This window comes from Streptomyces sp. 7-21 (assembly GCF_016741785.1).
Classification (GTDB): domain Bacteria; phylum Actinomycetota; class Actinomycetes; order Streptomycetales; family Streptomycetaceae; genus Streptomyces.
Window position 1 is genome coordinate 48,557 of sequence record NZ_JAERRL010000002.1, and the last position, 21,091, is coordinate 69,647.

Sequence of the window (21,091 nt, forward strand, 5' to 3'; positions counted from 1 at the left end):
GGCGCGTCAGTCCTGGGCCGCCGCGGTGCCCTCCGGCACGGCGGCGGGGGACGCCGCGGGGTCGTGGCGCGTCACCGTGCGGCGGCGCTTGCGCGCGTGCCGCAGCGCGTCCCAGCTCAGGACGCACAGCGCCGTCCACACCAGCAGGAACCCGGCCCAGCGCTCCGGCGGCATCTCCTCGTGGAAGACCAGGACGCCCAGCAGGAACATCGTGCTCGGCGCGATGTACTGCATCAGGCCCAGCGTCGACAGCGGCAGCCGCACCGCCGCCGCGCCGAAGAAGATCAGCGGCAGCGCCGTGGCCAGCCCCGCCGCGGCCAGCAGCAGCGCGTGCCCCGTGCCCTCGGAGGTGAACGTCGACTCGCCCCGGCCCGCCAGCACCAGCAGATACGCCAGCGCCGGCAGGAACTGGAGGGCGGCGTCGGCCGTGAAGCCCTCCAGCCCGTCCAGGCCGGTTTTCTTCTTCACCAGCCCGTACGCCCCGAAGCTGACGCTGAGCGTGAGCGCGACCCACGGCACCTGCCCGTAGGCCACCGTCATCACCACGACCGCCAGCCCGCCGATCCCCACGGCCGCCCACTGGGCCCGCCGCAGCCGCTCCCGCAGCATCACCACGCCGATGGCGATGGAGATCAGCGGGTTGATGAAGTACCCCAGCGAGGCCTCCAGGACGCGGTCCACCGAGACCGACCAGATGAACAGCCACCAGTTGACCGTGATCAGCGAGGCCGAGACGGCCAGCAGCGCCAGCCGCCGGGGCTGCCGCAGCAGCGGCCGGATCCACGACCAGCTGCGGACGCACAGCAGCAGCGCGACGGCCGTCGGCACCGACCAGACCATGCGGTGGGCGAGCACCTCGGCCGCGGGCGTGGAGTCCAGCTCGTGCCAGTACAGCGGAAGCAGGCCCCACAGGCCGAACGCCGCGAGCCCGTAGGCCATGCCGGCCCGGCCCGCACCCCCACCGCTCGAACTCACTGATGCCTCCCGTCCTCACGCACTCCTGACGCGACCGGCGCCAGCCAACGACGACGGTAACGCCGCTGGGCGAACCTGTCATTCCCGTTACCACGTTACGGTCCTGACAGCGCGCCCCCATACGCACTCCGGCCCTTCCCGCGCGGCGGGAAGGGCCGGAGTGCGTATGGGGAGGGCCCGGGGCCCGGGCCCGGAGGCGTCAGCCCGCGACCGTCCAGGTGTCGTTGCCGGCGAGCAGCGCCGCCAGGTCACCCTTGCCGTGGCGCTCCACGGCGGCCTCCAGCTGCTCGGCCATCTGCTCCTCGTACACCGGCCGGTCCACGTCCCGGAAGACCCCGATCGGCGTGCGGTGCAGCGTCTGCGGGTCGGCCAGCCGCGACAGCGCGAACGCCGTGACCGGCGACGGCGCGTGCGCGTCGTGGACGAGCAGCCCGTCGGTGCCCGCCTCGGCGACGTCCACCACGCGCAGCTCCCCGGTGGCCGGGTCGCGCACCACGCCCTGCGAGCCGAGGCCGTCCTCGGCGGGCAGGCCGAACCGCACCGGCTCGCCGTGCTCCAGCCGGATCACGGCCTCCTGGGCCTGCTTCTTGTCCTTCAGCACCTCGAAGGCGCCGTCGTTGAAGATGTTGCAGTTCTGGTAGATCTCCACCAGCGCCGAGCCGTGGTGGTCGGCGGCGGCCCGCAGCACGCTCGTGAGGTGCTTGCGGTCGGAGTCCACGGTCCTGGCGACGAACGACGCCTCCGCGCCGAGCGCCAGCGACACCGGGTTGAACGGGGTGTCGAGCGAGCCCATCGGCGTGGACTTCGTGATCTTGCCGGTCTCCGAGGTCGGCGAGTACTGGCCCTTGGTCAGCCCGTAGATCCGGTTGTTGAACAGCAGGATCTTGAGGTTGACGTTGCGGCGCAGCGCGTGGATCAGGTGGTTGCCGCCGATGGACAGCGCGTCGCCGTCACCGGTGACGACCCACACCGACAGGTCGCGGCGGGCGGCGGCCAGGCCCGTGGCGATGGCCGGGGCGCGGCCGTGGATGGAGTGCATCCCGTAGGTGTTCATGTAGTACGGGAAGCGCGACGAGCAGCCGATGCCGGAGATGAAGACGATGTTCTCCCGGGCCACGCCCAGCTCGGGCAGGAACCCCTGCACGGCGGCGAGTACGGCGTAGTCGCCGCAGCCCGGGCACCAGCGGACCTCCTGGTCCGTCTTGAAGTCCTTGGCGGTCTGCGGGGAGTCGGCGGTCGGGACGAGAGCCAGCGACGTGCGGGCCGGACGGTCCGCCGTGGCTGCCGCGCTGGGCGCCTCACTGGGCATTGTCGAGGGCCTCCTTGAAAGCGGACGCGAGCTGCTCGGCCTTGAAGGGCAGGCCGGTCACCTGCGTGAGGGGCGTGATGTCGACCAGATACCTGGCCCGCAGCAGCGTGGACAGCTGACCGAGGTTCATCTCGGGCAGCAGCACCCGGTCGTACGCGCGCAGCACGTCGCCCAGGTTCGCCGGCAGCGGGTTCAGGTGACGCAGATGGGTCTGTGCGATGCTGCCGCCCGCGCGCCGGATGCGGCGCACAGCGGCCGTGATCGGGCCGTACGTCGAACCCCAGCCCAGCACCAGGACCTTCGCGCCCTGTCCGGGCGGGCCGTCCGGGTCGTCCACCACGGCGTCAGGCACGTCGATCCCGTCCACCTTGGCCTGGCGGGTGCGCACCATGTGGTCGTGGTTGGCCGGGTCGTAGCTGATGTTGCCGGTGCCGTCCTGCTTCTCGATGCCGCCGATGCGGTGCTCCAGGCCGGGCGTGCCGGGGACGGCCCACGGGCGGGCGAGCGTGCGCTCGTCGCGCTTGAACGGCCAGAACACCTCGGTGCCGTCGGCCAGCGTGTGGTTCGGGCCGCTGGCGAACTGCACCCGCAGGTCGGGCAGCTCCTCGATCTCCGGCACCCGCCACGGCTCGGAGCCGTTGGCCAGGTACCCGTCGGACAGCAGGAAGACCGGTGTGCGGTACGTCAGCGCGATGCGCGCCGCGTCCAGGGCGGCCGTGAAGCAGTCGGCCGGCGTCGCGGGCGCCACGACCGGCACCGGCGCCTCGCCGTTCCGCCCGTACATGGCCTGGAGCAGGTCGGCCTGCTCGGTCTTGGTCGGCAGCCCCGTCGACGGGCCGCCGCGCTGGATGTCCACGATCAGCAGCGGCAGCTCCAGCGAGACCGCGAGGCCGATGGTCTCGGACTTCAGCGCCACGCCCGGCCCGGAGGTCGTCGTCACTCCCAGCGCGCCGCCGAAGGAGGCGCCGAGCGCCGCGCCGATGCCGGCGATCTCGTCCTCGGCCTGGAAGGTGCGCACGCCGAAGTTCTTGTGCTTCGACAGCTCGTGCAGCACGTCGGAGGCCGGGGTGATCGGGTACGAGCCGAGGAACAGCGGCAGGTCCGCCCGGTGCGCGGCCGCGATCAGGCCGTAGGCCAGCGCCAGGTTGCCCGAGATGTTCCGGTAGGTGCCGGGCGGGAAGGCGCTGGCGGCCGGGGCCACCTCGTAGGAGACGGCGAAGTCCTCCGTGGTCTCGCCGTAGTTCCAGCCCGCGCGGAAGGCCGTGATGTTGGCCTCGGCCAGCTCGGGGCGCTTGGCGAACTTCGTCCGCAGGAACGCCTCCGTGCCCTCGGTCGGCCGGTGGTACATCCACGACAGCAGGCCCAGGGCGAACATGTTCTTGGAGCGGCCCGCCTCCTTGCGGGTCAGGCCGTACTCCTTGAGCGCCTCGACGGTCAGGGTCGTCAGCGGCACCTTGTGGACGCGGTACCCGTCCAGCGAGCCGTCCTCCAGGGGGTTGCCCGCGTAGCCGACCTTCGCCATGGCGCGCGAGGTGAACTCGTCCGTGTTCACGATGATCTCGGCGCCGCGCGGCAGGTCCGGCACGTTCGCCTTCAGCGCCGCCGGGTTCATCGCCACCAGCACGTCGGGCGCGTCACCCGGCGTGAGGATGTCGTGGTCCGCGAAATGCACCTGGAACGAGGACACACCCGGCAGTGTCCCGGCGGGGGCACGGATTTCCGCGGGAAAGTTCGGCAGGGTCGACAGATCATTTCCCAGCGAGGCCGTTTCTGAGGTGAAACGATCGCCGGTAAGCTGCATCCCGTCTCCGGAATCACCCGCGAAACGGATGATCACCCGCTCCAGGCGCCTGGTGCTCTTGCTGCTGTCCCGGGTCGCCTGGTTGACCTCAGTGGTCACTGCTGTAGCCCTCCTTCGAGGCGGCTCGTGCCAGCCATCGTACGCGGGTAAGGTTCACCTTCCTGAAGGTGATCACATGATGGACGCGCGACGTCACCTCACCGCGGCGGAGATCGCCTCCCCCCTTGGTCCTGGTTCTTCCCCCCGCAGCCGCCCCTAAGTCCCCACCGGCACGCCGCATCTGTTGCGCAATGGGGGGTTCTGACTCCAGGCTCGCAGCCGTTCAGGAATTGAGGTAGGTCAGAACCGCCAGAACTCGCCGGTGATCTGTGTCACTCTGGGCCAAGCCGAGCTTCATGAAGATGTTGCTCACGTGCTTTTCCACGGCGCCGTGGCTCACCACGAGCTGCCTGGCGATCGCCGAGTTCGTCCGGCCCTCCGCCATCAGGGCCAGCACCTCCCGCTCGCGCGGCGTGAGCCCCGCCAGCACGTCCTGCTTCCGGCTGCGGCCCAGCAGCTGCGCCACGACCTCCGGGTCGAGCGCGGTGCCGCCCTGCGCCACCCGGGTGACAGCCTCGGTGAACTCACTCACGTCCGCCACCCGGTCCTTCAGCAGGTAGCCCACACCCCGGCTGGACCCGGCGATCAGCTCCGTCGCGTACTGCTCCTCCACGTACTGCGAGAGCACCAGCACCCCCAGGTCCGGGTAGCGCTGCCGCAGCCGCACCGCCGCCCGCACCCCCTCGTCCGTGTGCGTCGGCGGCATCCGCACGTCCGCCACCACCACGTCCGGCGGCTCGCCCGCGTCCGCCAGGTCGCTGACGGCCTTGATCAGCGCCTCCCCGTCCCCGACACCGGCGACGACCTCATGCCCCCGGTCGTGGAGCAGGCGCCGCAGCCCTTCCCGCAGCAGCACCGAATCCTCGGCGATGACCACCCGCACGTCTCAGCTCCATTCCCCGTTGCCGCTCGCCCGCCCGCGCCGGGCGGGCGCCGGGGACAAGCATCTCACCTGCGGGCAGCCTCCCGGTCCCGCCAGGGCAGTTCGGCGGTGATGGTGGTGGGGCCGCCCACCGGGGAGCGCACCGCGAGGAGGCCGTCGACGGCGGCGAGACGTTCGGACAGGCCGGCCAGGCCGCTGCCGGCGGAGGGGTCGGCGCCGCCCACGCCGTCGTCGGTGACCTGGAGCATCAGCCGGTTGTCCGCGCGCCAGACCTCCACCGCCGCCCGCGTGGCCTGCGCGTGCTTGCTGACGTTCTGCAGCAGCTCGGAGACGGTGAAGTACGCGATGCCCTCGATCGCCTCGGCCGGGCGCTCGTCCAGCTCCACGTCCACCGTCACCGGCACCCCGCAGCGGGCCGCCACCGCCGACAGCGCCGGCCCCAGCCCCCGGTCGGTGAGGACCGCGGGGTGGATGCCGCGGGCGAGGTCGCGCAGCTCCTGGAGCGCGAGCTTCACCTCGCCGTGCGCCTCCTCGACCATCTTCGCGGCGGCCTCGGGGTCCTCAGCCAGCTTCTCCTTCGCCAGCCCCAGCTCCATCGCCAGCGCCACCAGCCGGGCCTGCGCCCCGTCGTGCAGGTCGCGCTCGATCCGCCGCAAGTCCGCCTGCGTGGTGTCCACCACCTGCGAGCGGTCCGACTCCAGCTGGCGCACCCGCGAGGCCGCGGCCGACGGGCCCAGCAGCCCGCTCACCAGCACCCGGTCCACCTGCGCCATGCCCCGGATCACGGGCGCCGCCAGGTACAGCAGCAGCAGCCCCAGCACGGCGGCCAGCAGGAGCTCCAGCGGCGAGTCCCACACCCAGCCGCCGCCCTCGCCGTCCGTGTTGATCCCGATGCCGTCCACATCGCCGCTTGCCCGCAGCGGCCAGTACCACACCGGGTAGGTCAGCAGGCCCAGGCCGCCGGCCCACAGCACGCACATGATCGTGAAGGTGCACAGGCCCCACCACCCGTGCAGCAGCGCGTAGGCGGCCGAGCGCCAGGAGACGTTGCTGCGCAGCAGCGCCCCCAGCCACGCCAGCGCGGTGTTCTGCACGTTCGGGTCACCCGGGCGCTGCCGGGGCCGCAGCGGCTCCGGCTCGGCGACGTCGTGCCGCAGCAGCAGCCGGGCGCGGGCCCGCTCCAGGCGGCCCCACTGCCGCAGCAGCACCAGCACGAACCCGAGCAGCGGCAGCCCCACGACCAGGATCAGCATCGACAGGGAGACGGCCAGGCCGGAGAACGCCAGCAGGAAGCCGGTGATGCCCAGCGGCAGGTTCAGCAGCGCGTACAGGCCCTCCCGCAGCGTGCGGCCGCTGAAGGGAGTGAGCAGGACGCGGGCCAGCAGCGGGCGCTGGTCCGGCGCGGACGGCGCGTGCGTGGTGCGGATGGTCGTCATCGCGGGGCCCTCCCCGTTCGGTCGGTGCCAGAGCGCTCCCGCCACGGGAGCTCAGCGGTGATGGTGGTGGGGCCTCCCTGGGGCGAGTGCACCGCGAGGAGGCCGTCGACGGCGGCGAGGCGTTCCGCGAGGCCGGCCAGGCCGCTGCCGGCGGAGGGGTCGGCGCCGCCGACACCGTCGTCGGTGACCTGGAGCATCAGCCGGTCATCCGCGCGCCAGACCTCCACCGCCGCCTGCGTGGCCTGCGCGTGCTTGCTGATGTTCTGCAGCAGCTCGGAGGCGGTGAAGTAGGCGATGCCCTCGATCGCCTCGGCCGGCCGCTCGTCCAGCTCGGCCGTCACCCGCACCGGCACGGTGCAGCGCGAGGCGACGGAGGACAGCGCGGGGCCGAGCCCCCGGTCGGTGAGGACGGCGGGGTGGATGCCGCGGGCGAGGTCGCGCAGCTCCTGGAGGGCAAGCTTCACCTCGCCGTGCGCCTCCTCGACCATCTTCGCGGCGGCCTCGGGGTCCTCGGCCACCTTCTCCTTGGCCAGGCCAAGGCCCATCGCCAGGGTCACCAGCCGGGCCTGCGCCCCGTCGTGCAGGTCGCGCTCGATGCGCCGCAGGTCGGCGCTGGCGGCGTCGGTGACGGTCATCCGGTCCGACTCCAGCTCCCGGATGCGGCGCTCCAGCGAGTCCGAGGGCGACAGCAGCACCCGCACCAGGGCCCGGTCGACGTTGGTCATCCCGCGCGTCAGCCACGGCAGCAGCCACCACAGCAGGAAGAACGCGCAGCACATCACCGTGAAGCACACCAGCGTCCACGGCAGCCGCACCACGAAGAAGAGCGCGGTGCGCCACCCCACCGGGTCCTTCAGCGAGGACCACAGCCACGACAGCACCCCCGCGTCCCGCCGCACCGGCAGCGGGCTCGGCTCGTCCACCGCCACCTTCAGCAGCCGCCGGGCCCGCATCCGCTCCCACTTGCCCAGCCAGCGGCAGCCGACCAGCCCGGCGGCCAGGATCGGCAGGCCGACGATGGTGATCGACAGCGGCACGCCGAACGCCAGCCACGCCGCCACGTAACAGAAGCCGATGATGTCGAGCGGGAAGCTCGACAGCAGGTAGCCGAACTCCCGCCAGGTCTGCGCGCTGAGCGCGGCCCGCGGCGGTGGCAGTGTCTCGGTGGTGGCCCCGGAGTCCCTCGTCATGGCACCAAGACTGCACGTCGCGCGCGGGCGCCTGCCATGGGGCTGGTTGGTCAAGCCGAGTGGGGATATCCCCACCCCCCGCCCTGGTCACAAGGCGACCCTCACCCCCTAAACTCCGGTGCTGATACTTCGCTGGGGAGGCCTCACGTGCCCGACTACTTCCACGGCTACGCGGTCGTCGGACTGGTCGCGGTCGTTGGCGTGCTGTTCGTCCTCGTCGCCTTCACGGCCGGACGGCTGCTCCGCCCCGTGGCGCCCACGCCCGAGAAGCTGCTGGCCTACGAGTGCGGCGTCGACCCCGTGGGAGAGGGCTGGGCGCATACGCAGGTGCGGTACTACCTGTACGCCTTCCTGTACGTGATCTTCGCCGTGGACGCGATCTTCCTCTTTCCCTGGGCGACGGTCTTCGCCGGGGAGCACTTCGGCGGCGTGACGCTGACCGAGATGTTCGTCTTCCTCGGTTTCCTGGCGACAGGGCTCGTGTACGCCTGGCGGAAGGGCGTCTTGGCATGGACGTAAGACCGTCGCTCGGCCCGCTGGCACGGCTGGCGCCCGAGCCGATGAAGGTCATCCTCAACTGGGGCCGCCGCTACAGCCTCTGGGTGTTCAACTTCGGGCTGGCCTGCTGCGCCATCGAGTTCATCGCCGCGTCGATGTCGCGGCACGACTTCATCCGGCTGGGCGTCATCCCGTTCGCGCCCGGGCCCCGGCAGGCGGACCTGATGGTCGTCTCGGGCACCGTCACCGACAAGATGGCGCCGGCCGTCAAGCGGCTGTACGAGCAGATGCCGGAGCCGAAGTACGTCATCTCCTTCGGTGCCTGCTCCAACTGCGGCGGGCCGTACTGGGACTCGTACGCCGTGACCAAGGGCGTCGACCAGATCATCCCGGTCGACGTGTATGTGCCGGGCTGCCCGCCCCGGCCCGAGGCGCTGCTGCACGGGATCCTCACCCTCCAGGAGAAGATCGCCGCCGAGTCGACGGCCGAGCGGTACACCGCGTCGCCGTCGCCGTCGTCGCCGTCCCCGGCCGCGCTCAGCGGCGGCCTGGTCGCGCCGCCGGAGCGGACGCCCGGTGCGGCTGGCGAGTCCGGTGAGTCCGGTGAGTCCGGTGAGTCTGGTGAGCCTGGTGAGGGGGAGCGGGCGTGACGGAGGCGGGCTGGCTGCCCCGGCCGGCCGAGGAGATCTTCGGCGACGGCGCCCGCGCCGAGGAGGCGTACGGGCTGCTGACCGTGGACGTCGAGCCGGGGGAGGGCTGGACGCGGGCGCTGCGCGCCGCGCGCGACGACCTGGGGTGCACCTTCTTCGACTGGCTCAGCGCCGTGGACGAGCCGGGCACCGGGCTGCGGGTGTGTGCGCACGTCGTGGCCCTGCCGGGCGTGCGGCGGCTGCTGCTGCGCACCACCGTGCCGCGCGACGGCGGCTCGCTGCCCACGGCGACCGGCGTGTACGCGGGCGCCGCCTGGCACGAGCGGGAGACGCACGAGATGTTCGGCGTCGGCTTCGACGGCCACCCCGGGCTCGAACCGCTGCTGCTGCCCGAGGGGTTCGAGGGGCACCCGCTGCGCAAGGACTTCGTGCTCGCCGCCCGCGTCGCCAAGGCGTGGCCGGGCGCCAAGGAGCCGGGCGAGCCGTCGCACGGCGGGCCCCGGCGCCGGCAGATGCTGCCGCCGGGCGTGCCGGACCCCAACGAGTGGGGCCCGCTCAAGGGCCAGCTGCCCGCGGCGCCCGCCGCGCGCCGCCGCGCCGGCGCGGCCGGCGGGACCCGGCCCGCCCGGCCCCGGCGGAACCGGTCGGCGAGCGAGGGCTCGGCCAGCCAGCGCGCGGCGGCAACCGGGCCGGCGGAGCCGGGTGCGCCGGCGCCCCGGCCGCGCCGCAACCGGTCGGCCAGCGAGGGCTCGGCCAGCCAGCGCGCGGCCGCGTCCAGGCCGGCCGCACCCTCCCGGGGCCGGAACCAGGACACGCCCTGGCAGCGCGCCGCCGGGGCGGAGACCGACGCCGGAGCCCCTGCCCAGCCTGCGCCCCAGCCCGGGACCGGGGAGGGCCCGGCGCCCGCACGCCGCCGGAACCAGCCGGCCGGCGAGGGCCCGGCCGGCCCGCGGGACGAACCGGCGGCCGGCCCCGCCGGCAGCGGCCCGGAGCACCGCGAGGACCAGGCGGACCGCGACGGCGGCCCCGGCCGGGGCCCCGGCAGCGGGCGGCAGGACGACGAGGCCGGTGACGCCGGTGCGCAGGACGCCGGACCCGGCGACGGGGCCGGCGGAGAAGGGGGCGGGTGATGGACGTGCTCGACGTGGCGGTGCGCGTGGCCGCCGTGCTGGTGGCGTTCCTGCTGCTGCCGCTCCTCGTCGGCCAGACCGAGCACAAGGTCATGGCCCACATGCAGGGCCGCGTCGGCCCGATGCACGCCGGCGGCTTCCACGGCTGGGCGCAGCTCGTCGCCGACGGCGTGAAGTTCGCGCAGAAGGAGGACACCGTCCCCGAGGGCGCCGACCGGCGGGTCTTCCAGCTGGCCCCCGCCCTCGCCCTCATCCCGTACCTGATCGTCCTCGTCGCCATCCCGCTCGGCCCCGGTGGCCTGGTGGGGGAGACCCTGGACGCGGGCATCTTCTTCGTGCTGGCCGTCCTCGGCATCGGCGTGCTCGGCTCCCTCATGGGCGGCTGGGCCTCCGCCAACAAGTACGCGCTGCTCGGCGGCCTGCGCACCGCCGCCCAGCTGATGGCCTACGAGCTGCCGCTGCTGCTGTCGGCCGCGTCCGTGGCCATGGCCGCCGGAACGCTGAGCCTGACCGGCATCCTCAGCGAGTTCGAGTGGTGGTGGGTGCCCTGGCAGCTCATCGGCGCCTTCGTGTTCTTCACCGCCGGGCTCGCCGAGCTCCAGCGCCCGCCGTTCGACGCGCCGATCGCGCCCGAGGAGATCATCTTCGGCGCCTTCACCGAGTACTCGGGGCTGCGGTTCGCGCTCTTCCTGCTCGCCGAGTACGCGGGCATCGTGGTCATCTCGGCGCTGACGGCAGTGCTGTTCTTCGGCGGCTGGCACGGCCCGTTCCCGGACCAGCTCGGCTGGCTGTGGATGCTGCTGAAGACCGGCGCGCTGAGCTTTGCCGTCATCTGGGCGCGGGTGGCCTGGCCGCGGCTGCGGGCCGACCAGATCCAGCGGTTCGCCTGGACGGTGCTGGTGCCGCTGGCGCTGGCGCAGATCGCGCTGACCGGCGTGTTCAGGGTGGTGACGTCATGAGCTTCGGAACGGGCCTGGCCAAGGGGCTGGCGATCACGCTGCGCACCATGACGCGGCGGGCCGTCACCCAGCAGTACCCGGAGACCAGCCCCGAGCTGCCGCCGCGCAGCCGGGGCGTGATCGGGCTGTTCGAGGAGAACTGCACGGTCTGCATGCTGTGCGCCCGCGAGTGCCCCGACTGGTGCATCTACATCGACTCCCACAAGGAGACGCTGCCCCCGGCCGCCCCCGGCGGGCGCGAACGCAGCCGCAACGTCCTCGACCGCTTCGCCATCGACTTCGCGCTGTGCATGTACTGCGGCATCTGCGTCGAGGTGTGCCCGTTCGACGCGCTGTTCTGGTCGCCGGAGTTCGAGTACGCCGAGACCGACATCCGGGAGCTGACGCACGAACGCGACCGGCTCCGGGAGTGGATGTGGACCGTCCCCGAGCCCCCGCCGCTCGACCCGGGCGCCGAGGAGCCCAAGGAGCTGGCCGCCGCCCGCAAGGCCGCCGAACGCCTGGAGCGGGAACGGGGTGACCGCCCGTGACGCTCCCGCTCAGCGGCGCCCTGGCCGCGGCCGCCCGGTCGCAGGACGGCGGGGACCTGCTGTCGCCCACCGGGCAGGAGATCGTCTTCGTCCTCGTCGGCCTCGTCGTGCTCGGCGCCGCCGTGCTGTGCGTGACCAGCAGGCAGCTGGTGCACGCGGCGCTGTGGCTGGTCGTGGCGCTCGGCGGGCTCGCCGTCCACTACCTGATGCTGACCGCCGAGTTCGTCGCCTGGGTGCAGGTGCTCATCTACCTCGGCTCGGTCGTCGTGCTGCTGCTGTTCGGCCTGATGCTGACCAAGGCGCCCATCGGGCCCTCACCGGACGCCGACTCCCGCAACCGGCCCGTCGCGCTCGCCGTGGCGCTGGCGGCGGCCGCCACGCTCGTCACGCTGGTCGTGGACGCCTTCCGCACCGCGTGGATCGACCTGGACACCCCGCACGGCGCCTCCGGGCAGGTCGGCGAGAGCCTGTTCCGCCACTGGGTGCTGCCGTTCGAGGCGCTGTCCGTGCTGCTGCTGGCCGCGCTCGTCGGCGCGATCGTGCTGTCCCGGAAGGGCGGTGACCGCTGATGCACCTGCTCTACCCGGCCGTGCTGGCCGCGCTGCTGTTCTGCACCGGCCTGTACGGCGTGCTGGCCCGGCGCAACGTCATCCTGGTGCTGATGTCGGTCGAGCTGATGCTCGCCGCCGTCAGCCTCAACCTCGTCGCCTTCGACGTCTGGCTGCGTGACGCGCTGCGCTCGGGGCAGGTCTTTACGCTCTTCCTCATCGCCCTGGCCGCCGCCGAGATCGGCATCGGCCTGGCCATCGTGCTGATGGTGTACCGCAACCGCGGCGTCTCCGCCGTCGACCGCCTCCGCGACCTCCGCGAGGGGGAGAAGACCGTCACGTGAACACCGCCACCGCCGCCGCCCTCGTCCCGCTGCTGCCCTTCGCCGCGGCGGCGCTCATCCTGCTCACCGGGCGCACCGCGCCCGGCTTCGTCCGGCCGCTGGCCGTGCTGCCGACGCTGGCCGCCGCCGTGCTGGCCGGCTACGTCGCCGTGCGGCAGGGCGGCGGTGATCCGGTCACCGCCGCGACGACGCTCGCCGACGCCGGCGACCCCGCGCTGGCGATCTCGCTGGCGTTCCACCTCGACGGCTTCGCCGTGCTGGTGGCCGTGCTGGTCGCCGTCGTCGCCACGTGCGTGCAGGTGTACTCCACCGGCTACATGCGCGGCGACGTCCGCTACCCCTCCTACGCGGCGCTGGTGTCGCTGTTCACTGCCGCGATGCTGCTGGTGGTCTACGCCGACGACCTGATCGTGCTGCTCGTCGGCTGGGAGGTCATGGGCATCTGCTCGTACTTCCTCGTCGGCCACTACTGGGAGACCTCCGCCGCGCGCGCCGCCTCGCTGAAGGCGTTCCTCGTCACCAAGCTCGGCGACGTGCCGTTCCTCATCGGCATCCTGGCGCTGGCCACCGAGGCCGGCACGTTCCGCATCAGCACGCTCGTCGCCCGCCTGACGTCCCCGCTGTCCGGCACCGAGCTCGACCACCCCACGGTCATCGCGCTGCTGCTGCTCGCCGGCGTGGCGGGCAAGTCCGCGCAGGTGCCGCTCCACACCTGGCTGCCCGACGCCATGGCCGGTCCGACGCCGGTCTCGGCGCTCATCCACGCCGCCACGATGGTCGCGGCCGGCGTCTACGCCATCGCCCGGCTGCTGCCGGTGTTCACCGCCTCGGCCGCCGCGCTGGTCGTGCTCGCCGTGGTGGCCGCCGCCACCATGCTGCTGTCGGCGCTCGCCGCGCTCGCGCAGGACGACATCAAACGCGTCCTGGCCTACTCGACGATCGGCCAGCTCGGCTTCATGACCGGCGCGCTGGCCGTCGCCGACCGCGAGGCCGCCGTGTTCCACCTGCTGAGCCACGGCGCGTTCAAGGCGATGCTGTTCCTGGCCGCCGGGGTGCTCATCCACACCGCCGGCACCGGCTCGCTGACCGCCATGTCCCGGCTGCGGGACCTGGGGCGCCGCGCCCCCGACGCCTACTGGGCGATGACGATCGGCCTGCTGGCGCTGGCCGCCGTGCCGCCGTTCGCCGGGTTCTTCTCCAAGGAGGCCGTGATAGGGGCGGCCGAGCACGCCGCGCTCGACCCCGGCCACGGCGTGCCCGCGGCCGCCGGCTGGACCGTGCTGGTCGCCGGGCTGCTCACCGCGCTGCTGACCGCCGCCTACGCGGCGAGGCTGTGGCTGCTGGCCTTCCACGACCCGGTCGGCGCCCGCACCGAGCCGCTGCCGGTGCACGAGGGCGCCAGCCCGGCGATGACCGCCGTGCTGTGGCTGCTGGCCGTGCCGTCGCTGGCCTTCGGCCTCGCCTACCAGGTGCTGCCCGACTGGTGGGACGGCGGCTCGCTCGGGCCCGAGCTGACCACGTCCCTGCTGGCGGCCGGCGCGGCCCTGGCCGGCGGCGCCGTCACCTACGCCGCCTGGCGCCGCGCCTACGAGAGCGACTTCGGCGACGCGGACGCGGCGACCGACCCGGCGCCCGCCCTGCTGGGGCCGCTGCTGCCGCACGCCCGCGCCGGGTTCCACCTGGACGCCGCCTACGCCGCCGCGTTCGTCGCCCCGGTGCGGGGCGCCGCCCGGCTCGTGCGGTTCCTGGACCGGGCCGTCCTCGACACCTACGTGCGGGGCGCCGCGGCCGCGCCCGGCTGGCTCGGCTTCCTCACCCGCCGCGCCCAGACCGGCAACGCCCAGACCTACCTCAGCGCGCTGGCCGCCGGCTCCCTGCTGCTGGCCGCCGCCGTCCTCGTCGCCGCCGGAGGCTGAGCCGTGATCGAGCTGAACGACACCGCGATGAGGCTGCTGCTCGCCGCCGTCATCGTGCTGCCGTTGCTGGGGGCGCTCGCCGCGCTGCTGCCCGCGCCGCCCGGGCTGCGCGGCAAGCACGGGCCGGAGCAGGACGTGCTGCGGCACGGCGTCACCGTCACCGGCGCGGTGCTGGCCGGCACGCTGCTGCTCGCGGCCGGCTTCGACCACGACCGGCCCGGCGTGGTGCAGGCCGAGACCGACCTGGACTGGATCCCCGCGCTCGGCGTGCGGCTGCACCTGGGCGTGGACGGCGTCTCGCTGCCGCTGCTGGTGCTGACGGCACTGCTGTCGTTCCTGTGCGCCCTCTACAGCTACGCCCGGCCGCCCGAGCGCCCCGCCGCGGTGTTCACCGCGCTGACGCTGCTGCTCCAGGCCGGCACGATGGCGACGTTCGCCGCGCTCGACCTGGTGCTGTTCTTCCTGGCCTTCGAGACGGTGCTGGTCCCGATGTACTTCCTCATCGCCCGCTGGGGCGGCGAAGGGCGGGCCCAGGCGGCCTGGAAGTTCGTGCTGTTCACGGTCCTCGGCTCGGCCGTGATGCTGCTGGGGCTGCTGCTCATCGGCGTCACGGCGGGCACGTTCGACATGGTCGAGCTGGCGGCGCGGCAGGGCGACGGCCTCAGCCACGGCACGCAGGTGCTCGCCGTGCTGGCGCTGGGCATCGGCCTCGCCGTCAAGACGCCGATGTGGCCGCTGCACAGCTGGCTGCCGGACGCCCACACCGCCGCCCCCACCACCGGCTCGGTGCTGCTGGCCGGGGTGCTGCTGAAGATGGGCACCTACGGCCTGGTGCGCATCGCGCTGCCGATGGCGCCCGAGGGCATGGAGACCTTCGCGCCCTACCTGGCGGCGTTCGCCGTCACCGGCATCGTCTACGGGTCGCTGGCCTGCCTGGCGCTGGTGCGCGAGGGCGCGGGCGGCGACCTGAAGCGGCTGATCGCGTACTCGTCGGTCGGCCACATGGGCTTCGTGCTGCTGGGCATCGCCACCCTCACCCACACCGGCGTCAACGGGGCGCTGTTCGCCAACATCGCGCACGGCCTGATCACCGGCCTGCTGTTCTTCCTCGTCGGCGCGCTGAAGGAACGCACCGGCTCCACCGACCTGGACCGGCTCGCCGGCGCCACCGGCGCCGCGCTGTACGGGCGCACGCCCCGCTTCGGCGGGCTGCTGGCGTTCGCGGCCGTCGCCTCCCTCGGCCTGCCGGGGCTGGCCGGGTTCTGGGGCGAGCTGCTGGCCATGCTGGGGGCGTTCCGCCCGGCCGACGGGCTCAGCCGCCCCGCCTACCTCGTCTTCCTCGCCGTCGCCGCGTTCGGCACCCTGCTGACCGCCGCCTACCTGCTGCTGGTGGTGCGCCGGGTGTGCATGGGCGAACCCGGGGCGGCGCGCGAGGAGAACGGGGCGCTCGTTGACCTGCGGCGGCACGAGTACGCCGCGTTCACGCCGCTGGCCGCGCTGACGCTGCTGGCCGGGCTGTGGCCGGCGCTGCTGCTGTCGCTGACCGATCCCGCCGTGCAGAACCTCCTGCCGGGAGTCGCCCGATGACCGTGATCCAGAGCGTGGACTGGGCGGTGCTCGCCCCGGCGGTGATCCCCGCGGCCGCCGCCGTGGCGGTGCTGCTGGCCGACCTGTTCGTGCCGCCCGCCCGCAAGCCGCTGCTCGGCTGGCTGGCCGCCGCCGCGCTGGCGCTGGCCGCGCTGTCCCTGCTGCCGCTGCGCGACGGCGACCGGGCCACGTTCTGCCAGCAGGAGCTGTGCGCCTACGGCGCCGACCGCTTCGCGCTGATCGTGCAGCTGCTGGTGCTGGGCGGCGCGCTGCTGACGGCGCTGCTGTCGCTGCCCGAGCTGTCCCGTGACGACGGCGGCCGGCTGCCCGCCGGCGAGTTCTGGTTCCTGCTGCTGGCCTCCGCCTCGGGCGCGGCGCTGCTGCCCGCCGCCCGCGACCTGGCCACCCTCGTCATCGCGCTGGAGGTCACCACTCTCCCGGCGTACGCCCTGGTCGCGCTGCGGCGCGACGGCGCCGGCGGCGAGGCCGCCGTGAAGTTCTTCCTGTCCTCGGTCACCGCCACGGCCGTCGGCCTGCTCGGCATCGGCTTCGTCTACGCCACCAGCGGCAGCCTGTTCTTCGCGGCGATCGCGGACGGCCCGCTGGACCCCGACCCGCGCCTGGACACCCTCGCCCAGGCGGGCGTCGTGCTGACGCTGGTCGCCTTCGCGTTCAAGGCGGCGGCCGTGCCGTTCCACTTCTGGGTGCCCGAGACCTACGCCGGCGCGCCCGTGCCCGTGGCCGCCTATCTGTCGGTCGTCGGCAAGACCGCGGGCCTGGCCGGCCTGGCCCTGGTGACCGCGCGGGCCTTCCCCGGCCACGGCGACCTGTGGGGGCCCGCCCTCGCCGTGCTCGCCGGGCTGACCATGACCGCCGGGAACGCCGCCGCGCTGCGCGCCGACCCGCGCGCCCCGCACGGCGCCGTCCGGCTGCTGGCCTGGTCGTCCGTCGGGCAGGCGGGCTACCTGCTGGTGCCGCTGGCGGCTGCGGGCTACGCGGACGGGCCCGGCGACGTCTCGGCGGCCGTCGGCACCACCGTCGCCTACGCTCTGATGTATGGCGCGGTCAACCTCGGCGCGTTCGCCGTCGCCGCGCACGTCGAGCGGCAGCGGCAGGCGCACCGGATCGAGGACTACCGCGGCCTGTACGCCCGGCAGCCGCTGGCCGCACTGGCCATGGCGTTCTTCCTGCTGTGCCTGGCCGGGCTGCCGCCGGGCGTCATCGGGCTCTTCGCCAAGCTGGCGGTCTTCGAGTCGGCCGTCGGCGCGGGCCTGGGCGTGCTCGCGGTCGTCATGGCCGTGAACGTCGCCGTGGCGCTCGTGTACTACCTGCGCTGGACGGCGCTGCTGTTCCGCGGCGCCGGGGAAGCGGCGGCGGAGCGGGTGCCGCTGCCGCTCGGCGGGGCGATAGGGCTGGCCGCGGGCATCGCCGTGGTGCTGTCCGGCGCCCCCCAGCTGGTCCTCACGTTCGCCTCCGGCACCCTCCTGTAGGGGGAGTGTGAGGGAACGGTTCACTGGAGTATGGCGTTGTGCAGTCCGGGAGTGTCCACTGTTAGTGGAGAAACTCCGGCATCCGGAACATCCGGAGTCCCCCCACCGCTCAACCTGGAGGGCACACCGTGCACCGCCGGCACAACGGACTGCGGACCGCCGCCCTGCTGGGCGGGATGTCCGCGCTGATCTTGCTGATCGGCAGTTTCTTCGGCCGCACCGGACTCCTCATCGCCCTGTTCGCCGCGCTCGCCACCAACGGCTACGCCTACTGGAACAGCGACAAGCTTGCGCTGCGTTCCATGCGGGCCCGGCCCGTCAGCGAGTTCGAGGCACCCGGTCTGTACCGGATGGTCCGCGAGCTGGCCGGGGCCGCCCGGCAGCCCATGCCCCGCCTCTACATCTCCCCGACCGAGGCACCCAACGCCTTCGCCACCGGCCGCAATCCCCGTAACGCGGCCGTCTGCTGCACCGAGGGCATCCTGAACCTGCTCAACGAGCGCGAGCTGCGCGGCGTCCTGGGGCACGAGCTGAGCCACGTCTACAACCGCGACATCCTGATCTCCTCGGTGGCCGGCGCCATGGCCGCCGTGATCATGTTCCTGGTCAACTTCGCGTGGTTCATCCCCATCGGCCGGGACGACGAGGACGGCCCCGGCATCCTCGGAATGCTGCTGGTCATGATCCTCGGCCCGATCGCCGCGTCCCTGATCCAGCTCGCCGTCAGCCGGTCCCGCGAGTACGAGGCCGACGCCAGCGGCGCGATCCTCACCGGCGACCCGCTGGCCCTGGCGAGCGCGCTGCGGAAGCTGGAGACCGGCACGCAGCTGCGGCCGCTGCGCCCGGAGCCGCAGCTGGAGACGGCCAGCCACATGATGATCGCCAACCCGTTCCGGCGCGGCGACGGCCTGGCGCGGATGTTCGCCACCCACCCGCCGATGGCCGACCGCATCGCGCGCCTGGAGCACATGGCGGGCGGCCCCAGATGAGCACGGCCGGGGCCGCGACCGGGGCGGAGGACCGGCCGGCCCTCCGCGCGCTGCTCAACGGGCTGTGGTTCGTCTTCTCCGGCCTGTGGCTCGCGGTCCTCTACGCCCTGGCCGGGGTGATCGCCTGCCTGCTGGTCGTCACGTTCCGCTGGGGCCTGGCCTCGTTCCGGCTGGCTGCCTATGTGCTGTGGCCCATGGCCTACGCGCCGGCGCCGCTGCCCGAGGACGAGGCCGGGCCGCCGTGGTACGACCCGAGGAACCTGCTGTGGCTGCTGGCAGGCGGCGTGTGGATCATCCTGGCGCACGTCGTGCTCGGGCTGGTCTTCGCCGCCACCCTGATCGCCTTCTTCTTCGCCAGCGAGCACTTCAAGCTGCTCCCGGTCGTCGTCAGGCCCCGCGCCTGGACCATCACGCGCGACATCTGACCTGCGGCGGTCCAGGGGGCTGTGCCTCGGCGTTCGAGGCGGTCTGGGAGCGTGCCACGTCTCACGCGCCAGCCATCCAGCGCCGGCAACGCCTGCGGGGGCGGTAGCCGCGCGGGCTGCGGCTCACGGCCGCCGACGACGGCACGGCCAGCGGACCGTATCCGGAGCGGCCGCCCGCGCCGCGGAGGCGCCCCGCTCCTCCGTCGTCCCCCGTGGCGGATGGGCGGGGCTTCCTTTCGCGCTGGCGGAGAAATCTCCCCGGCCCGGTTCGTCAGCGGTAGTTCACGAACTGCATCGCGAAGTCGAAGTCGGCCTCCCGCACCAGGCGCTGCACGGCCTGGAGCGCGTCCCGGCTCTTGGAGCTGACCCGCAGCTCGTCGCCCTGCACCTGGGCCTTCACGCCCTTGGGGCCCTCGTCGCGGATGAGCTTGGCGACCTTCTTCGCGTTCTCCGGGGAGATGCCCTCCTTGATCGTGCAGAACAGCTTGAACTCCTTGCCCGAGGGCTGCGGCTCGCCGGCGTCGAGCGCCTTCAGCGAGATCCCGCGCTTGACCAGCTTGGACTGGAAGATGTCGAGCACGGCCTTGGCGCGCTCCTCGGCGTTGGCGCGGATCTCGATCCGCTCACCCGACCAGGCGATGGACGCCCCCACACCCCGGAAGTCGTAGCGCTGGGAGATCTCCTTGGCCGCCTGGTTGAGGGCGTTGTCGACCTCCTGCCGGTCGACCTTCGAGACGATGTCGAAACTGGAGTCGGCCATGGTTGTGGCTCCTCACACACTGTCGCAGGGCTGGGTCGGCGACAGCCTAACCACCCCCGCCGTCTGGCCTCCCAGCACAATCCAGGTCAACCGAGTGGCGGACCACCCCGGGGGATCAGGTATCGTTTACGGCGTCCCGAGGCGGTGTGCCCGAGCGGCCAAAGGGAGCAGACTGTAAATCTGCCGGCTCAGCCTTCCCAGGTTCGAATCCTGGCGCCGCCACCACCGGACGAAGGCCCCTGGTCTGCACCTCCGCAGGCAGGGGCCTCCGCCGTTTCCAGGGACCTGCTGGTCTTCCTCACACCGCCAGCAGCGGGACCGCCGCCCCGCACCGGCTCCGCCCCGACGGCCCGAGACACTGCCTGCCGCCAGCGAACCCCGACGGACTACTCTCGTTGCCGCTCACCTGGCTAAATGAAAACGACGGTGTCCCGAGGCAACGCCGCAGGTCATCAAGTGTGCTCCCCGCGCCTGCGGGGATGGTCCCCCACACGCCTTGATCGCCTCGGCCAGCACACCGTGCTCCCCGCGCCTGCGGGGATGGTCCGTCCGGCACGTACGGTGCGGGGGTCCGGTTCCCGTGCTCCCCGCGCCTGCGGGGATGGTCCGGCGCTGCTGGAGGCCGCCGCCAGGAGAGCCTGGTGCTCCCCGCGCCTGCGGGGATGGTCCGACCTGCGTCACCTGCGGCAAGGGACCCAAGAAGTGCTCCCCGCGCCTGCGGGGATGGTCCCATCTTCATCCTGCTGCTGGCCGCCCGGTCCGTGTGCTCCCCGCGCCTGCGGGGATGGTCCGGCTTCCACCTCGTCGAGCAGCGCGGCTCCGTCGTGCTCCCCGCGCCTGCGGGGATGGTCCGCCGGACGGCGCGGCCTCGTCCTGCTGCCGAACGTGCTCCCCGCGCCTGCGGGGATGGTCCGTGCCGCAGTCCGGGCACACCAGCTGCCAGACCGTGCTCCCTGCGCCTGCGGGGATGGTCCTACCAGGGTGACCATGGCGGCGCCGGTGGCGTGGTGCTCCCCGCGCCTGCGGGGATGGTCCTACTCATCCTGGCCGACACGGTCCCAGCGGGAGGTCTCCCCGCGTCTGCGGGGGGTGGTACCGCGTGGAGTGGAATGAGTGCTCCCCGAGCCGGCGGGAATGACTACTGGGCCGTCGGGATGGGCGTCAGCGGCAGAGGTTTCACTGCCGTCGTGCGGGGACGGCAGCCGAGCGCGACCTTTGTGTAGTCGGCCTACCCGGACAGTTCCTTGCCACGGGCCGGGTGGGCTCGTCGAGCCGCGCCGACTCACCGTCTGGCGTGACGGTGAGGCCGAACCGTTCGGCTTCGGGGGGAGCCCGCCTTTTCCCTCCAGCGCCACACGGCTTCCACCTCGTTCCACAGCAGGCGTGGCCCGCCCTGGTACGCCACCGTCCGGTCGCCGAGCGCGGCCAGCATCGCCGAGGACTCCCGGCCATGATGAAGCCAGGCGTTGCCACCGCCCTCGTCGACTGCCGTGAGCACTCGTACCTCGGGCAGCCACCCGCAGCGCGAACGTGAGCCGTGCGTCCTCTCGCAGCGGGGACAGGTCCCACGCA

At 73.2% G+C, this 21,091-nt stretch carries 19 protein-coding genes, 1 tRNA gene and 1 CRISPR repeat array; of the genes, 13 read left to right on the forward strand and 7 right to left on the reverse strand.

Features of this window, described 5'->3' with window-relative positions:
* Positions 1 to 6 precede the first annotated feature (6 nt).
* The 6 genes from rarD to JK356_RS02285 all read right to left on the reverse strand — a co-directional run bounded on the left by rarD (position 7) and on the right by JK356_RS02285 (position 7,693).
* Positions 7 to 939: an EamA family transporter RarD gene (gene rarD, locus JK356_RS02260; RefSeq protein WP_201866098.1), complete on the reverse strand. Its 933-nt coding sequence runs from the start codon at positions 937 to 939 to the stop codon at positions 7 to 9.
* Between the two features lie 235 nt (positions 940 to 1,174).
* A complete protein-coding gene (locus tag JK356_RS02265; RefSeq protein ID WP_201865779.1) occupies positions 1,175 to 2,284 on the reverse strand; it encodes a 2-oxoacid:ferredoxin oxidoreductase subunit beta in 1,110 nt (369 codons plus the stop codon).
* Positions 2,274 to 4,184 (reverse strand): 2-oxoacid:acceptor oxidoreductase subunit alpha, encoded by a 1,911-nt coding sequence (locus JK356_RS02270; RefSeq protein ID WP_201865780.1) that lies wholly within the window; start codon positions 4,182 to 4,184, stop codon positions 2,274 to 2,276. Before JK356_RS02270 ends, JK356_RS02265 begins: the two co-directional genes overlap by 11 nt.
* 223 nt (positions 4,185 to 4,407) lie before the next feature.
* Positions 4,408 to 5,067 carry a response regulator transcription factor gene (locus tag JK356_RS02275; protein ID WP_201865781.1) on the reverse strand — a complete coding sequence of 220 codons (660 nt, stop codon included), beginning with the start codon at positions 5,065 to 5,067 and terminating at the stop codon, positions 4,408 to 4,410.
* Positions 5,068 to 5,132: 65 nt separating this feature from the next.
* A complete protein-coding gene (locus JK356_RS02280) occupies positions 5,133 to 6,503 on the reverse strand; it encodes a sensor histidine kinase (protein WP_201865782.1) in 1,371 nt (456 codons plus the stop codon).
* Positions 6,500 to 7,693 carry a sensor histidine kinase gene (locus JK356_RS02285; RefSeq protein ID WP_201865783.1) on the reverse strand — a complete coding sequence of 398 codons (1,194 nt, stop codon included), beginning with the start codon at positions 7,691 to 7,693 and terminating at the stop codon, positions 6,500 to 6,502. Before JK356_RS02285 ends, JK356_RS02280 begins: the two co-directional genes overlap by 4 nt.
* A gap of 147 nt (positions 7,694 to 7,840) precedes the next feature.
* Between JK356_RS02285 and JK356_RS02290 the strand changes: the two genes are divergently transcribed.
* The 12 genes from JK356_RS02290 (at position 7,841) to JK356_RS02345 (ending at position 18,759) form a co-directional block, all read left to right on the forward strand.
* Entirely contained in the window at positions 7,841 to 8,212 is a 372-nt protein-coding gene (locus JK356_RS02290) for an NADH-quinone oxidoreductase subunit A (RefSeq protein ID WP_307815365.1), read from the forward strand.
* Positions 8,203 to 8,841, forward strand: coding sequence for an NADH-quinone oxidoreductase subunit B (locus tag JK356_RS02295; protein WP_201865785.1), 639 nt, complete (start codon positions 8,203 to 8,205; stop codon positions 8,839 to 8,841). Before JK356_RS02290 ends, JK356_RS02295 begins: the two co-directional genes overlap by 10 nt.
* The gene (locus JK356_RS02300) at positions 8,838 to 9,971 is read left to right on the forward strand and encodes an NADH-quinone oxidoreductase subunit C (RefSeq protein WP_201865786.1); all 1,134 of its coding nucleotides are present in this window, start codon (positions 8,838 to 8,840) and stop codon (positions 9,969 to 9,971) included. The genes JK356_RS02295 and JK356_RS02300 overlap by 4 nt, the downstream gene beginning before the upstream one ends.
* Complete coding sequence (locus JK356_RS02305; RefSeq protein ID WP_201865787.1) at positions 9,971 to 10,930, forward strand: complex I subunit 1 family protein; 960 nt, start codon at positions 9,971 to 9,973, stop codon at positions 10,928 to 10,930. Before JK356_RS02300 ends, JK356_RS02305 begins: the two co-directional genes overlap by 1 nt.
* Positions 10,927 to 11,460: an NADH-quinone oxidoreductase subunit I gene (locus JK356_RS02310; protein WP_201865788.1), complete on the forward strand. Its 534-nt coding sequence runs from the start codon at positions 10,927 to 10,929 to the stop codon at positions 11,458 to 11,460. Before JK356_RS02305 ends, JK356_RS02310 begins: the two co-directional genes overlap by 4 nt.
* A gap of 20 nt (positions 11,461 to 11,480) precedes the next feature.
* Positions 11,481 to 12,029, forward strand: a complete 549-nt coding sequence (locus JK356_RS02315) for an NADH-quinone oxidoreductase subunit J (protein ID WP_201866099.1) — start codon at positions 11,481 to 11,483, stop codon at positions 12,027 to 12,029.
* A complete protein-coding gene (gene nuoK / locus JK356_RS02320; RefSeq protein ID WP_201865789.1) occupies positions 12,029 to 12,352 on the forward strand; it encodes an NADH-quinone oxidoreductase subunit NuoK in 324 nt (107 codons plus the stop codon). The genes JK356_RS02315 and nuoK overlap by 1 nt, the downstream gene beginning before the upstream one ends.
* Positions 12,349 to 14,268: an NADH-quinone oxidoreductase subunit L gene (locus JK356_RS02325; RefSeq protein ID WP_201865790.1), complete on the forward strand. Its 1,920-nt coding sequence runs from the start codon at positions 12,349 to 12,351 to the stop codon at positions 14,266 to 14,268. Before nuoK ends, JK356_RS02325 begins: the two co-directional genes overlap by 4 nt.
* 27 nt (positions 14,269 to 14,295) lie before the next feature.
* Positions 14,296 to 15,855: an NADH-quinone oxidoreductase subunit M gene (locus JK356_RS02330; RefSeq protein ID WP_236670673.1), complete on the forward strand. Its 1,560-nt coding sequence runs from the start codon at positions 14,296 to 14,298 to the stop codon at positions 15,853 to 15,855.
* Positions 15,852 to 17,345 carry an NADH-quinone oxidoreductase subunit N gene (locus JK356_RS02335; RefSeq protein ID WP_201865792.1) on the forward strand — a complete coding sequence of 498 codons (1,494 nt, stop codon included), beginning with the start codon at positions 15,852 to 15,854 and terminating at the stop codon, positions 17,343 to 17,345. Before JK356_RS02330 ends, JK356_RS02335 begins: the two co-directional genes overlap by 4 nt.
* 128 nt (positions 17,346 to 17,473) lie before the next feature.
* Positions 17,474 to 18,334, forward strand: coding sequence for a zinc metalloprotease HtpX (gene htpX / locus JK356_RS02340; RefSeq protein ID WP_201865793.1), 861 nt, complete (start codon positions 17,474 to 17,476; stop codon positions 18,332 to 18,334).
* A complete protein-coding gene (locus JK356_RS02345; protein ID WP_201865794.1) occupies positions 18,331 to 18,759 on the forward strand; it encodes a YccF domain-containing protein in 429 nt (142 codons plus the stop codon). The genes htpX and JK356_RS02345 overlap by 4 nt, the downstream gene beginning before the upstream one ends.
* Before the next feature lie 271 nt (positions 18,760 to 19,030).
* On the opposite strand, the gene JK356_RS02350 is transcribed toward JK356_RS02345, so the two are convergent.
* A complete protein-coding gene (locus tag JK356_RS02350) occupies positions 19,031 to 19,519 on the reverse strand; it encodes a YajQ family cyclic di-GMP-binding protein (protein ID WP_201865795.1) in 489 nt (162 codons plus the stop codon).
* A gap of 140 nt (positions 19,520 to 19,659) precedes the next feature.
* Here JK356_RS02350 and JK356_RS02355 point away from each other — a divergent pair.
* Positions 19,660 to 19,744 (forward strand) — tRNA-Tyr (locus JK356_RS02355).
* 233 nt (positions 19,745 to 19,977) lie between these two features.
* Positions 19,978 to 20,614: direct repeats of the CRISPR family, unit length 28 nt; unit sequence GTGCTCCCCGCGCCTGCGGGGATGGTCC.
* Positions 20,615 to 21,091: the final 477 nt, after the last annotated feature.

What these genes read in the sequence shown, in the direction of transcription:
- JK356_RS02295 (WP_201865785.1), top strand. Translation starts at nt 8,203, where the DNA reads ATGGACGTAAGACCGTCGCTCGGCCCGCTGGCACGGCTGGCGCCCGAG.
- JK356_RS02285 (WP_201865783.1), bottom strand. Translation starts at nt 7,693, where the DNA reads ATGACGAGGGACTCCGGGGCCACCACCGAGACACTGCCACCGCCGCGG.
- JK356_RS02335 (WP_201865792.1), top strand. Translation starts at nt 15,852, where the DNA reads ATGACCGTGATCCAGAGCGTGGACTGGGCGGTGCTCGCCCCGGCGGTG.
- JK356_RS02345 (WP_201865794.1), top strand. Translation starts at nt 18,331, where the DNA reads ATGAGCACGGCCGGGGCCGCGACCGGGGCGGAGGACCGGCCGGCCCTC.
- rarD (WP_201866098.1), bottom strand. Translation starts at nt 939, where the DNA reads ATGGCCTACGGGCTCGCGGCGTTCGGCCTGTGGGGCCTGCTTCCGCTG.
- nuoK (WP_201865789.1), top strand. Translation starts at nt 12,029, where the DNA reads ATGCACCTGCTCTACCCGGCCGTGCTGGCCGCGCTGCTGTTCTGCACC.
- JK356_RS02310 (WP_201865788.1), top strand. Translation starts at nt 10,927, where the DNA reads ATGAGCTTCGGAACGGGCCTGGCCAAGGGGCTGGCGATCACGCTGCGC.
- JK356_RS02265 (WP_201865779.1), bottom strand. Translation starts at nt 2,284, where the DNA reads ATGCCCAGTGAGGCGCCCAGCGCGGCAGCCACGGCGGACCGTCCGGCC.
- JK356_RS02305 (WP_201865787.1), top strand. Translation starts at nt 9,971, where the DNA reads ATGGACGTGCTCGACGTGGCGGTGCGCGTGGCCGCCGTGCTGGTGGCG.
- JK356_RS02280 (WP_201865782.1), bottom strand. Translation starts at nt 6,503, where the DNA reads ATGACGACCATCCGCACCACGCACGCGCCGTCCGCGCCGGACCAGCGC.
- JK356_RS02330 (WP_236670673.1), top strand. Translation starts at nt 14,296, where the DNA reads ATGAGGCTGCTGCTCGCCGCCGTCATCGTGCTGCCGTTGCTGGGGGCG.
- JK356_RS02350 (WP_201865795.1), bottom strand. Translation starts at nt 19,519, where the DNA reads ATGGCCGACTCCAGTTTCGACATCGTCTCGAAGGTCGACCGGCAGGAG.